The following is a 14,018-nucleotide window of genomic DNA, read 5'->3' on the forward strand; positions in this document are numbered from 1 at the left end:
AGGCCTAAACAATGTCTGCAACGAATAAATTAACCATTGCACGCGCAATGGCAGAATCCCTAGCTCAGGAGATGAGAACCGACCCTAATGTCTTCATCATGGGGGAAGATATTGCCCAACTCGGCGGTGTCTTTGGTAATACACGAGGGCTGTATACTGAGTTTGGAGAAGAGCGCATCCGTGACACGCCCATTTCAGAAACGGCCTTTATTGGCGCCGGTGTGGGCGCAGCAATGGACGGCATGCGTCCTGTCGTCGAATTAATGTTTGTGGATTTTTTTGGCGTCTGCTTTGACGCCATATATAACTTAATGGCGAAGAATATCTACTTCTCTGGCGGCCACTCAAACGTTCCTATGGTGATCATGGCTTCTACTGGCGGTGGTTACTCTGATGGCGGCCAGCACTCCCAATGTCTTTACGCTACCTTTGCACACCTACCGGGGATGAAAGTCATCGCCCCCAGTAATGCCTATGATGCTAAAGGGCTTTTAACCGCAGCAATACGCGACAATAGCCCGGTTATCTATCTGTTCCACAAAGGCCTACAAGGCATGGGTTGGTTAGGCACAGAGCCTGCTGCCATTAACCAAGTACCAGAAGAAAACTATCAGTTAGAAATTGGCAAAGCTAAAACTGTCATCTCTGGTACTGATATCACCATTGTAAGTATTGGTATGGGGGTTCATCACGCGTTAAAAGCCGCACATGAATTACAAAAAGATGATATCAGTATCGAGGTCATCGATCTGTGCTCATTGGTCCCATTAGATCGCCAACATATTATCGAGTCGGTAAACAAAACGGGCAGGCTGATTGTCGTCGATGAGGATTACCACAGTTATGGCATGAGTGGCGAGATTTTCGCGTCTGTCATTGAACATGACCACACCATTTTCAAAACCCCGCCTCAACGAATCACATACCCAGATATCCCTATTCCATTTAGTCGACCAATGGAGCAATGGGCCCTGCCCTCAACCGAAAAGATTATTCACGCTTGTTTAACGATGAAGGAGAAATAAAGATGGCACAGGCAATAATTGTACCCGATGATTTATGGGAAGACGATGATGCAGAGGGCGTTATCACCGCTTGGCTAATTGATGACAGTAGTGAGGTTCAGTCAGGGCAACTTGTTGCAGATGTGATGGTTGAAAAGATTCAATATGAAATACACTCTCCTTTCTCAGGCAAAATATCCATCATCAGTCACGAGGAAGAGGTTGTCACTAAAGGATGTACGATAGCGGAGGTGTCTTAAGTGGAAAATACACTAAGTAACTTAGTGCACCTCAAGGGCGTCAGAGGTGCGATAGCCAAAAAGATGATACATAGCTTACACAATAGTGCTCAATTAAGCTTCCATGCAGAGGCCAATATTTCACCACTACTGAATTGTAAGCGACAACTCTCTGAACAGGGCAACAATGTCTCCTTACAAGATATGCTGCATTTAGTCATCATTGCCACATTAGGCCGTCACATGCACCTGAATGGGAAATTGGAAAATAATACAATAACCTATGATCCAGACATTCATCTGTCCTTTGCAGTGAGCTTAGAAGATAACTTATTAGTGACGCCAACTATTTTTTCAGCTCAACATCTCACCATCACTGAGTTGCAACAATTAAGGCATGAGGCAACCAAGAAAGCACAACAAAACGAGCTAAAACCCAAAGACTATACTGGTGGTAGCATTACCATCACGAATTTGGGTTTATCTAGGGTGAAATATTTCACCCCAATCTTAAACACTCCCCAAATCGCTATTTTAGGTTTGGGGGCAACCACTGAAAGCTACAAACTCAATGCAAAAGGTGAATTAGAGGCGACAAAATTAATGGGACTCTCCTTAACGGTTGATCACAGAGCCATTGATGGGGTTCCTGCAGCCAATTTTTTGTCTGATTTATGCACCAATATTGAAGAGATTGAATGTGAATAAATCAATATTCATGGATCCAGTAACAGCACTTTCATGGGAGAAGAACGCACTTGAACGAATAAAAGTAGACGGTCAATATCGTCTACTGGTTTGGGAACCAGAAACAAGTGTCATGGTGTTACCAACAGGTCCTCGTTGGAAAATGCCACCTGAAAGTACCAAGCAGATGAACAAATTCGGATGGCAGGTTCAATACCGACAAACAGGCGGCTCCCCAGTACCGCAAACATCTGGGGTTATCAATTTAAGCATGGTTTATCCGTGGCCAAAAGATAATCCCTTATCAATGTCCGGTAGCTATCAGCTACTCATCGACATATTAACTCAATGGTTAGGCCATTACTGTATACAGGGAGAAACCGGCGAGGTCGAAGGCGCTTATTGTAATGGCGCCTATAACTTCGTGGTCAAAGAGCAAAAACTTATCGGGACAGCCCAACGCATCTCATCAAATACCAACCAACAATATTTTGTTTTAGCTCATGCCTTTATTTTATTCGATGCGGGTATTCCACAACTGATAAAGGCAGTAAATCATTGTTATCAGTCACTCAATCTAACAGAGGTTTTCGATACCTCAGCGATGACATCGCTCACTCTACTTGACCCACAACTCAAGGGAAAAAAAGCGGCGCTCATAGAAAACCTTGAATCTACAACACACGCAATACTCAAGGCGCATAGCCAACAACAAAACGCGTAAAACTAGACTGGGATAGTGATATATGCTAATCCTAGCTAAATTAACAATTATCTAACAGAAGACATATGGAAGTGAATAAAATATAAAGTTAAGGTTTGGACATGAGAAATTCAGTGATAGACCAGCACATCTCAAACGTATACAGCTCTATTGAAAACAAGGGTATAGAGAAGAATGTCGTTATTAATTCCTGGAAACGATGTATTGAAACCTTCAAGCTTGACCCTCTGAGTCGCCAGCCTTCCCGCGTATTAACCCATTCCGAGCTACAGAATCATACCTATCCTATTGAAGAATTTATCACTACCGCACGGGAGGGGATGAAAACGCTTTATGCACAAGTACAAGCACTCGACTATGTGGTATTACTTTGTGATAGAAAAGGAGTCACTGTCGATTATATTGGTAATGATAGACTGAACAAAGAACTTAGAAACTCAGGGCTTTACCTAGGTGCAGACTGGAATGAAAGGCATGCAGGAACCTGCGCAGTAGGAACATTAATCAACGAACATGAGCCGATGACGATACATCAACAAGATCATTTTGACATTGTGAACACAACATTAACTTGCTCTGCTTCGCCAATTTTAGATCACGATGGTCAGTTACTGGCTGTATTAGATGTGTCTGCACTGCACTCGCCAAAAGAGAAAAGTAGCCAACATTTACTGCTAAAGTTAGTGCAAATGCATGCTAGATTTATCGAGTCAGCACATTTCCTTAATTACTATCGCGAACACACCATTTTAAAGTTTGATTTCAATGTCTGTACGTTATCAACTAATTGCCCTAACCTAATCGCATTAGATAACCACAACGTCATTGTTGGTGCCAATCAAAATGCACGAAAAATCATGGCACGTGAACTTGGCATTAAAGATATCACCTCTCAACTGTTAACTGGATTTGAATTTACTTCACTGTTTGAACTAAGTAAAAGCAAAAACACCGCTTCATTTGACTACTATTTATTTATATCTAGAAATACGGGACTTTCATTTTTCTGTGACATTCAAACACCTAAAACAAAGAGTAAAAGGCTGTTTAATCCAGTACAAAATACCACTCATGAGCCTGTAAATATCGTAGCAGAGATAGATAAGCTTGCAGGTCATGACCCTTCCATGTCTAAAGTCAAACAGCTGGCCAACAAATTTGCTCCCACAGACATTAATATTTTAATTAGAGGAGAAACCGGCACAGGTAAAGAAGTACTTGCTAAAGCCATTCATGACAGCAGTAAACGCAGTGATGGGCCTTTTATTGCCGTGAACTGCGCAGCTTTACCTGATAGTTTGATTGAAAGCGAGCTGTTTGGTTATAAATCAGGCAGTTTCACAGGTGCAAACAGTAAAGGTAAATCAGGGCTTATTCTCGCGGCAGATCAAGGCACACTTTTCTTGGATGAAATCGGCGATATGCCCTCCTCCTTACAAACTAGGCTGCTGAGGGTTTTGGCCGAAAAAGAGGTCACTCCTGTAGGCTCAGACAAACCCATCAAGGTCAATTTTCGGCTCATCAGTGCCACTCATCAAGAAGTTGCACCACAAAATGCGCCGAATAAAAACGATTTTAGAGCAGATTTATACCACCGCCTTAATGGCGCAACCATCAACTTGCCGCCACTGCGTGACCGACAGGATATCTATTATCTTATCTCCAAGTTGATAGGCAAAGAATCAAATGTGAACTTGTCTAAATCCAGTTTAGAGGTGCTCACTGAGTACGCTTGGCCGGGCAACATTCGCGAGTTAAAGAATGTGATTAACTATGCCTGCACCCTGTGTGATGGAAAAGGGATACGATCAGAACATTTACCTGATTACGTCTTTATCCGTGATCCATTTATCGTTAACAAACACAGTCACTCTCCTATAAGGCATCTCGAAACGTTATCCGAAGAGGGACAAGAGTTGTTACTAACGCTGAGAAATAATAATTGGAATGCGACGGCTTCAGCCAAAAAACTCAACATTGGACGAGCTACACTGTATAGAAAAATGAAAAAATTCAACATTATATCTCCCAACAATACTGACCTAACTTACTAGCATTCACATTATCACAATAACGAGAAATACATTCTAATGGGTAAAATACTCAACTCTATCCCATCGCAGTTCTATCTTTATGGTCTAAACAGGGACACAAAGATAGAACAGATCGACTTTTAGTTGTTTTTAATCATCTCTATGAATATCCATAACATCTATCAGAGCCAAACTAGAAGTACCACAGCACACCGCTACTGACAGTATTGGCTTCAGAATCACTAAAACCTGTTTGAGACGTCGTGTGGGATGTATATTCCAAAGTAAACTGCAGACCTTTAGATATATCACGCACATAAACAATGGAGTGCGATTGATTCTTTGCGCCCTCTATATCCGTATTCTCAGTCACGCCATACTGTACAGACAACTGATTATCACCAAATTTATACCCCATATTGGCAAGAAAACCTTGAGTCTCCACAGCATTACCTAACTTATCCGTAGCTCCAACAAACATAACCCCATCTCCAAGCCCATCGCCCTTAAAGCCTGAAAGGTTTGCGGTAAAACCATCCCAAACCCACTTAGCACCTAACTCATAACCTGTTGCAGTAATTTCTCGCCCAGTATTGCCCGACAACTGCGCTTTTTGCGTCACAAAAGAGGTCCAAAGCTTACTCCCCCCTTCAATGTCATAGCTCATTGACCCTTGCAACATAGGAGTATCAAGGACGTTGTATATTGGGCCACCAATTGAGATTGGATCAGGCTGAATATCCACAGGCTGAAAAACTCCAATACTCGCTTTAAAGCCATTGATTACCGGAGTCGAATACGTGATTTGAGGCTGAAATGACATATAAGTATAGCCAGTTGCTACAGCACCAAATGTGGTATTCAGAGCACCAGCAGCTTCAGCATGGGTTCCTACACCTGGGATAGTGATATCAGAAAACGTCGCATGGTATTGAAATAGAGCCGCATCTCGCCCCACCACTAATTTTCCGAAATCGCCAGAAATGCTGAGTGAAATATTGCGTATATCCCCCACATTTTCACTTCCAGCGATACGCCCACCAAATTTTGATGGATTAGATGTACCTGGAGCAAAACCAAAATGTCCTTTTAAGTCCAGATCGTTTTCAGTTTTGTATGAGGCGACAAAATTAATCCACCCAGGTAAAAAACCATTTTGAACCGATGCAGTATCTTTATTATCAACCGCATATTCACATGCCGAAAATGTACTCCACTGACTTGAGTCTGGAGCGACATCACAATCAGTTTGCGTGTAAAATCCACCGACGATACCATTAATATCCATGGAGAAATCACCTTCACTATATCCAATTGCATGTGCAACATTCGTTAAGCAAGCCATAGACACTAAAATAGAAAACCTTATGGAATAAAGTAATTTGTTGTTCATATAAATCCCTATTAGTTTGTTTTATTTTAAACGCATAATTATTTGCGCAATGTCATATCGCACAATCCATGCCAATAAAACAAACAAATGCACTCGCAATGAAATAAACAAAAACAACACTTGATTTCAATGCGTTACCAAACGTTAATGACTCGTATAAAAAACAAAACAAGAAACAAATATAATTCAAAACAGAAATAAGCATGAGATAATCTAAAGTGAAACAACTGTCTCAATGCGTTACATCTATGAATTTAATTAATAGAATAAGTCTCGGATGAGGTTTTATTTATAATGCTAAAATTAACAAGCAGGCTATTTTAATTTATGGTTAACATGATTAAGTAAGGAGTACTGGTTTACACTCGACAAATATTGAACTCTAGAACATTCATACTAGAGTAGGAATTAACACCATTGCCCTTTGGTATATCCAGACTAAGGAGATCATGATACTGATCACCGCGACTCCTTTTCGCCACTGTTTTAGCCACCGAAACTCTAGCCATTCAATGAGTGCAAATATCAAAATAAGTCCCCCATAGAGTAATACCTGTCCAGCCTCAATACCTAAGTTAAAACCTAACAAAGAGTGCAGATCGAAACCTTGGTTTTGAACAAAAACTTTATTCATCAAAAAAGAGAAGCCAAAACCATGAATTAAACCAATGAAAAATGACACAAACCAATGGCCGACATCACTGCGCTTAACTAAATTAATGGTAGCCATATACAGAATCGTCATTGCTATTGCCAGTTCAATCATAGGGATAAACCAGGTTCCCTCTAAAGTGCTAATTGTCGCTCCCAGAGTCAGTGTGATCATATGGCCTAAGGTAAAACCTGTTACATTTTTAAAAAAAAGCATCATTGTTGAACAGGATAATGTCATCAATACAATAAACAACATATGGTCCAAGCCAGTGAAAATATGTTCTATTCCCATCGTAAAAAAATCGATGAATGAAGAGCTTGAATGATTCAGTAAAACCCCCTCACTCAATGTACCAGGTATTGTTTTAACACCGATGTTCACCGACTTTGGGTATGTGATCACGTTAACTAGCCAGTCGGTAGCCTTGAACTTTTCCCCAGCGGTACTCACCAAAAAGATATCCTCTGAAAAATCTGCACCACTAAAGGTCACCGAAAAATCAATCACAGCATCAAACAGCTCAAGTGGATTATGTGGAAACATCTCTCCAGACATGGCTAGATAGGCATTATCTAGGTTGTTGAATACAGGTCGGTCATGAAAGTTATGAATTTTTATTTTACCAACTTTATATTCAAGCCTCCTTCCTTCAGCAGTCTTTAAATAAAATTCTTTCATGATGATTTTTTTAAATTGTGGAAGCTGCTCACGTATATCCACTTCATATAAATAATATAAAGCCTTTGTTCCATTCTTTTCTATTTTTGTAAAAGGAATAGGTTGCTGTTTATCAATACCAGCCCAGTTAGAAGGAAGTAATATTAAAGGTGCTGGAGTTCGAATATGTATAATAATTAAATCATTATTATTTATTGGCTCAACAATGATATTGCGAGTAATTGCTTCGCCAAAATGAGCAAAAGCTGACAAAGGCATAATAAACAAACTGATTAATAGCATTGTCTTTTTAACACTAAGCATAGAATAATACCTTGCTGTACTGCTTGATGGCTTATTTAACGAAGTTAGTGACCCCTTAACATGCTCAACCTACAGAGCAATAACAGACTAATCTCAATGGGCTTAATTATTGTTATTGTATTAGTCTTACCCATTGAGATTAAACTAGTGGATATAACCGCTAGTCACGAGGATCCCATAAACGACGGTTCGTTGCTTTTTCGTATCCTTGACCATCAGGGTAGCTAACAAGCTCTAACTGTTGACCCCAAGGAGCCATAAAGTAAACCCAAGTTAAGCCTTCCATTCCCGTGTCGGTAAATGTATGTGGTTCGCCGAGAATTTTAATATCTTTCTCTTTTAAATACGCTACCGCGTCATCCATATCTGTGACATAAAATGCGATATGATTACCACCAAAATCGCTGTTTTTAACATACTTCTTGTTTTGATCTGGCGAGGTGTATTCAAAAATTTCAAAGTTAGTCCCGTTTTCGCAACGAACCATATGAGCAACTTTTATCACCGCTTTTTTATTCACATTCAGGTTATCAACCATCCAGTTATCATTAAAAGGTCCAAATGGCCCAATAGAAAAATAGGATTCACATCCCATCACATCCACAAAAAAGTCCACCGCTTCCTGCATATTCGGCACAGTAAAACCAAAATGCTGAACCCCCTTCATACCTGGAATAGCTGAGTTTGCACTCACACTGATTAACAGCGTAAAAACTAATAATACGTATTTCATTTTATTTCCTTAACGTTTGTGAATGTTATAATTCAACGATAAGAAAGCAATAAAAATGCCACACACCTAAGTAACTATTTTAAAAGAGTAAACCTTATCCACAGTAAGAAGTAATACACTCATATTTAAATATTGATACAGGTGTCTCACTCACTATAAGCTGGAAATAAATCGATAGAAACTGTGGTTCTAAAACAAAAAAACGCCTGATAAATATCAGGCGTTTTAGATAGTCCTTAGACAAGCGAGGATTAATCCTCTTTGTTTATCGCCTCTAATTTAGCTTTATGATCTAGCTCGTGAGCTGGCATCTCTTTATTGTCGCTCTTGAGGTAGTGATCCATCCAGCGCATCAGACGCAGATGATAGTCATACTGAGCCGCCGCTTTGCGGTTACCATGGCCTTCGCCTGGGTAGTAAACTAAACGTACATCTTTACCTTGCACTTTCATGTAGCGATAAAGCTCCATTGATTGTGCTGGATGAACACGTGGGTCATCTTTACCATGCATAATCAGCAGTGGCGTCTCAGACTGACCAGCCCAGTAAATGGGGCTGCGCTCCAGGTACCACTGCCACTTATCCCATGGGTAAGAGCGGGCGTGCACAAGATGCATCTCATTAGAGATATCGGTAGTACCAAACTTAGATAACTGGTTGGTCACACCAACAAACATCACGCTAGCAGCGAAGTGTTTAGTCAGTTTTGTTGCGGCCCAAGCGGAAGCGTAACCACCGTATGAACCACCAGTAATACCAACTTTCTTGCTATCGACTAAGCCCATATCAACTAAGTGATCTTTAAACTCGACCAAGTCATCAAACTCTTTACCAGCATAATCGTTCTGGCCTAGCTTTGAGTAATCAACGCCCTTACCTGTACTACCACGGTAGTTAGGGTAGAAAACAGCATAGCCTTGAGTTGCACCTAGCTGACCTGGACGAGAGTAGTTGGTTAACCAACCATCTTTGTCATGGCTTTCAGGGCCACCGTGGACGGACATGATGAGCGGATAGCGCTGACCTTTTTTATAATCCAGTGGATAGATAAGCACACCACCTATCTCGACACCATCTTTGGCTTTAAAAGAGATAGACTCCTGCTTTGCAAAGCGTTTGTCATCTAACCAAGGGTTAGAGTTGCTGACCTTAGTCGCTTTATGCTTGTTGCCGCGCAGCAGATAAACTTCATTTGGATGTTTAGCTGTATTAGCCCGTAAAGCGACAGTTTTATCAGAGTCAGAGATACTTAGCTGCGAAGCGATAAACTTGCCCGCTTTGACCACCTCTTTGTATTTATTGCTACCTGGCTTGATTAAGCCAACTACTGAATCAGTGTTGATATTGGTGATAAAGTAGAGTTCATTCTTACCCTTTTTCCACTCAAAATCACTCACATGACCTAAATGATTTGGTAACCACTCAGAAACCTTACCTGTCTTAGTCTCCGCGAGGAATAGACGACCCGCTGCGGGGTCATGCTTGTCTTCAGCCCCAAGAATCGCGACATATTGACCATCATGGGAAAACTCAGCATCACCCAGTTTTCCTTCTGTGATAAAAGAGGTCACCACCTTTTGGTCCGCAGTATTAACGATATGCCACTGGGACTTCATGTATTTATCATCAATCAAGGCGGTAGGCTGAGTTTTGACTAACATCTGCTCACCATCTGCTGACCACTGCACATCAGAGACATAATCTTCGATGTTCCAGGCAACTGGCGTAAGCGGCTTATCACTAACGGCAAGATCAACCACAAATAGTTGCTTGTTGGTTAAGTCCTCTTCATAAACCTCTGCCATAAAGCCAAGTTTTTTAAGCTCTTTAACACTCTTATCTTTAGCAGGCTTAGCGATAACGGCTATCTGCTTACCATCATGGCTCAGGGCATAGCTGGCAACATCAGTCCCTTTAAGCTCAAAGGTTTTCTGCGCTTGACCACCACTAAATGGGATCTGATACAGGGCAGTAAACTTGTCTTCACCCATTTTAGCGAGGAAGTAGATCACACTGCCATCGGCCGACCACTGAATATTGTTAACCGTGACTTGCCCTGTGATGTATGGGCGCTCAACACCTTTATCATCAACAAGGTAAAGCTCAGCCCAGTGTAGGCCATTTTCCTCTTTATATAGCTCACGGGGAACATAACGGGTAAAGGCAACATTATCACCAGATGGGCTCACTTGTGCCTGAGCTACCTGTTGCAGACCCACAATCTCTTCAGCAGTTAATATATCGCTTGAATGCGCGGTAAAACTTAACAGACCTAGAGATAATGCCAGTGCGTGTTTAACAGTACTTAACTGTTTCTTCATAGTGTCTATAGACTCCACTTTGTTAACTATCTTGTTATTGTTATCTTCTTTTCTGCAGCATTATAGATTTGTTGAAGGCAAAACAAAAACAAATACTATCTTAAGTTTACTTATAAAGGGTGACTCTGAACTGAGCCTGAAAAAGATCCATTCTCTTGAAAAATGTCACTACCCAATGTTCGTTTAGGATACTAGTTTGTCATGATTGGTCACTTCTCATTGTTCACTATTTGAGTGATAGTCGTGGGTAATAGAGACTTTTTACGGCAAGCATCCCACGCTATCGCCTTAATCGAGTCAAAAAATAAGAATAAGAGGGATTTATGGACGCATCTTTTTGGGATGGTAAACGCGCATCCGGATTGGCAGATCAGATAGACTTTACCCAATACGACTCTGTCATTCAGGCGATAGAGGAAGCCTTTGTCACCTATGCAGATAGGCCAGCCTTTACCAGCTTAGGCCACACCTTAAGTTTTCGTCAGATAGATGAATACAGTGCAGCTTTCGCCCATTACCTGCAAAACCATACCTCATTGCTCCCTGGCGATGCCATCGCTATTCAGATGCTCAATACGCTTCAATATCCCATTGCTGTATACGGTGCATTAAGAGCGGGGCTACGTATCGTAAACACTAACCCTCTCTACACCGAACGTGAGATGATCCATCAATTTAACGACTCTGGTGCTAAAGCGCTGTTGTGCATGGATCTGTTTGCCAAGTCAGTAGAAAATATTCAAGCTGAAACCAATTTAGAGCTAATTTTAACCGCTAGCCTTGCAGATATGCTTCCCAGTGTGAAACGCGTACTTATCAACTCCACCGTAAAACATATCAAAAAGATGGTTCCTAAATACCATCTACCTCAAGCCGTTTCGTTCAGAAAAGTGCTCAAACAATCTTTAGGTAAAAGCTTTACCCCAGCTCATCTCAGCCAGCCTGATGACACCATAGTATTGCAATACACAGGCGGAACAACGGGCGTTGCCAAAAGCGCTGAACTCACCAATGCCAATATCATCGCTAACATGTTGCAATCGGGCTCAGTGACAATGCAACAAGATGAACATGGCCAGCAGTTAATGGGAGATGACAAGCAATCCATCATGGTCGCGCCTCTGCCCCTTTACCATATCTACTCTTTTACCGTGCATTTAATGGCATTTTTCAGACTCGGAGAGCACAGCGTACTTATCGCCAACCCTAGAGATACGGAAACCTTCATTAAAGCGATGAAGCCATTTAAAATCACAGGTTTGATGGGACTCAACACCCTATTTGTCTCTCTGATGGAGAGCCCAAGCTTTAAGCAGCTCGATTTTAGTGAGATGGTGTTCACCCTATCTGGCGGTACAGCTTTGATGGATGACACCGCAGAGCGATGGAAAGAGATGACAGGGGTTGGGATCTCTGAAGCCTACGGCTTAACCGAATGCTCTCCAGCCGTCTGCATGAACCCCTTTAATGGTTTGGAGCGTCAAGGCACTGTGGGTCAAGCAGTGGCAGGAACTAGCCTCAAATGCATCAATGCCATTGGTGATGAAGTGCCCGTCGGCGAGCGCGGTGAGCTTTGCGTCAAGGGCCCTCAGGTGATGAAAGGTTACTGGAATCGCCCTAAAGCGACGCGGGAATCCTTTACCCCGGATGGTGACTGGCTACTGACTGGGGATATCGCCATTATCGATGAAGATGGCTATGTCAGTATTGTCGATCGCGTCAAAGATATGATCATTGTCTCAGGCTTTAATGTATTTCCCAATGAGATAGAGGGGGTGGTGGCTACACATCCAGATGTACTTAACTGCGCCGCTATCGGGGTACCAGATCCTAAACAGGGCGAGGTAATAAAACTCTATGTGGTCACTCAAGACAATGTCACATTGAGCCCTGAAGAGCTTAAAGCCTTTTGTAAAGAGCGACTTACTGCCTATAAAATTCCGCGTATCTATGAATTTAGAAAGGAGCTTCCTATGTCACCGGTTGGCAAAATTTTACGTCGTCAACTTAAGGACGACATAATACAAGAGCAGAAGATAGCTTAATCTCGAACGCTACTGTTTACTTTTAGAGGTTCTGAAGCGCCCTGGCGCTTCTCCCGTCCAACGTTTAAAGGCACGTTGAAAGGCGGTGGGTGAGCCAAAGCCCAGCAGATAGGCTATCTCTCCAAGGGTCAGGGCTGTATCACGAACATAGCTGATAGAGAGAGTTCGCCTTGTCTCATTGAGCGTCTGCTGAAAGCTTCCCCCCTCCTCCACCAGCTTGCGCCTAACGGTCCAAGGGGCCATATTTAGCTGCTCAGAGACCTGCTCTAAAGTCGGTGTCGTTCCATCAAGAAGCGGACCTATTACACGGCTGACTTTCTCATGAAAGCTTAAGCCTAAACGCACCTTCTCAAGCTCAGCATCTGCGCTTCGCCTTAGTAGCTCAAAGGTCGGTGCACTGCGATTTAGACAAGCCCAATCTAACGCTTGTGCCTTAATCACCAAATAGTTGTTTGATTGATTAAAGGCGACGTTACAATTGAAATACTCACTATATTTATCCGCATACTCTGGAGCTGGAAATTCGAAACAGACCTTCTCGATCGCACCTTCATGGCCAGTAAGGTTTTTAATCACTTGATACCAACCTGATAATACTGAGTCCACCACAAAATGATTAAACTCGTTATAGGGGTTGATTGAGTAGAACATCAGTACGCCCTGACCATCTTCAATACCATATTCACGGCACAGCTCACGGCTTTTCCCCATCTCCATTCCAAAGGCATGATTAACATAAAAGGCCGACTGGCCTCGAGAGTTATACTTATTAAGCAGCTCATAGGTCGCAAGCTGTTCACACGCTTGCTTGAGATCTTGTGATGAGAGTGCCAACAAGCCTGCCACCCCTAAGTTAGTTGCCGTCGTCACCTCTCCCATCACGAGTCCTAGCCAAGGTGCTTGTGACTTTTCAATACAGTCATGGCCTAAACGCATAAATTTAGGGATGGTCACTCTCGCATCGGGTGATGATAAGCCTTTATGATCAATGGAGTATTTATCTAAAATATCATCAGGATTGATGCCCAAATGCAACATAGCTTTAATCACAATTTCAATGTACGAGACAGAGATATCACCGAGTTTCACAATACACCACCATGCAAATTATAATCATTAATTTGTTAATCTTGGTCATTGGCTAATCCTATCATTCGCTCTATCTTTAACCAAGAATTTAGACAAAATAATAATAGGTATCGA

At 41.9% G+C, this 14,018-nt stretch carries 11 protein-coding genes; 6 read left to right on the top strand and 5 right to left on the bottom strand.

The window, feature by feature from the left end; translation table 11 throughout:
• Positions 1-11 precede the first annotated feature (11 nt).
• The 5 genes from SWOO_RS15145 (at position 12) to SWOO_RS15165 (ending at position 4,708) form a co-directional block, all read left to right on the top strand.
• A complete protein-coding gene (locus tag SWOO_RS15145; RefSeq protein ID WP_012325541.1) occupies positions 12-1,025 on the top strand; it encodes an alpha-ketoacid dehydrogenase subunit beta in 1,014 nt (337 codons plus the stop codon).
• 2 nt (positions 1,026-1,027) lie between these two features.
• Entirely contained in the window at positions 1,028-1,264 is a 237-nt protein-coding gene (locus SWOO_RS15150; protein WP_012325542.1) for a biotin/lipoyl-containing protein, read from the top strand.
• Positions 1,265-1,951 (top strand): 2-oxo acid dehydrogenase subunit E2, encoded by a 687-nt coding sequence (locus tag SWOO_RS15155; protein ID WP_012325543.1) that lies wholly within the window; start codon positions 1,265-1,267, stop codon positions 1,949-1,951.
• Entirely contained in the window at positions 1,944-2,654 is a 711-nt protein-coding gene (locus SWOO_RS15160; RefSeq protein WP_195742799.1) for a lipoate--protein ligase family protein, read from the top strand. The genes SWOO_RS15155 and SWOO_RS15160 overlap by 8 nt, the downstream gene beginning before the upstream one ends.
• Positions 2,655-2,755: 101 nt before the next feature.
• A complete protein-coding gene (locus SWOO_RS15165; protein WP_012325545.1) occupies positions 2,756-4,708 on the top strand; it encodes a sigma-54-dependent Fis family transcriptional regulator in 1,953 nt (650 codons plus the stop codon).
• A gap of 172 nt (positions 4,709-4,880) precedes the next feature.
• Here SWOO_RS15165 and SWOO_RS15170 read toward each other — a convergent pair whose 3' ends face one another.
• The 4 genes from SWOO_RS15170 to SWOO_RS15185 all read right to left on the bottom strand — a co-directional run bounded on the left by SWOO_RS15170 (position 4,881) and on the right by SWOO_RS15185 (position 10,770).
• Positions 4,881-6,080 (bottom strand): porin, encoded by a 1,200-nt coding sequence (locus tag SWOO_RS15170; protein ID WP_012325546.1) that lies wholly within the window; start codon positions 6,078-6,080, stop codon positions 4,881-4,883.
• Positions 6,081-6,471: 391 nt separating this feature from the next.
• Positions 6,472-7,716, bottom strand: a complete 1,245-nt coding sequence (locus SWOO_RS15175; protein ID WP_012325547.1) for a HupE/UreJ family protein — start codon at positions 7,714-7,716, stop codon at positions 6,472-6,474.
• Between the two features lie 160 nt (positions 7,717-7,876).
• Positions 7,877-8,449, bottom strand: a complete 573-nt coding sequence (locus SWOO_RS15180) for a VOC family protein (protein WP_012325548.1) — start codon at positions 8,447-8,449, stop codon at positions 7,877-7,879.
• Between the two features lie 251 nt (positions 8,450-8,700).
• A complete protein-coding gene (locus tag SWOO_RS15185; RefSeq protein ID WP_012325549.1) occupies positions 8,701-10,770 on the bottom strand; it encodes an alpha/beta hydrolase family protein in 2,070 nt (689 codons plus the stop codon).
• A 323-nt stretch (positions 10,771-11,093) separates the two neighbouring features.
• On the opposite strand from SWOO_RS15185, the gene SWOO_RS15190 reads away from it, so the two are divergent.
• The gene (locus SWOO_RS15190; RefSeq protein ID WP_012325550.1) at positions 11,094-12,815 is read left to right on the top strand and encodes an AMP-binding protein; all 1,722 of its coding nucleotides are present in this window, start codon (positions 11,094-11,096) and stop codon (positions 12,813-12,815) included.
• 9 nt (positions 12,816-12,824) lie between these two features.
• Here the strand turns inward: SWOO_RS15190 and SWOO_RS15195 are convergent, their stop codons facing one another.
• On the bottom strand, positions 12,825-13,904 hold the full coding sequence (locus SWOO_RS15195) for an AraC family transcriptional regulator (protein WP_012325551.1): 1,080 nt from the start codon (positions 13,902-13,904) through the stop codon (positions 12,825-12,827).
• Between the last annotated feature and the right edge of the window lie 114 nt (positions 13,905-14,018).

It is taken from the genome of Shewanella woodyi ATCC 51908 (genome assembly GCF_000019525.1).
GTDB lineage: Bacteria > Pseudomonadota > Gammaproteobacteria > Enterobacterales > Shewanellaceae > Shewanella > Shewanella woodyi.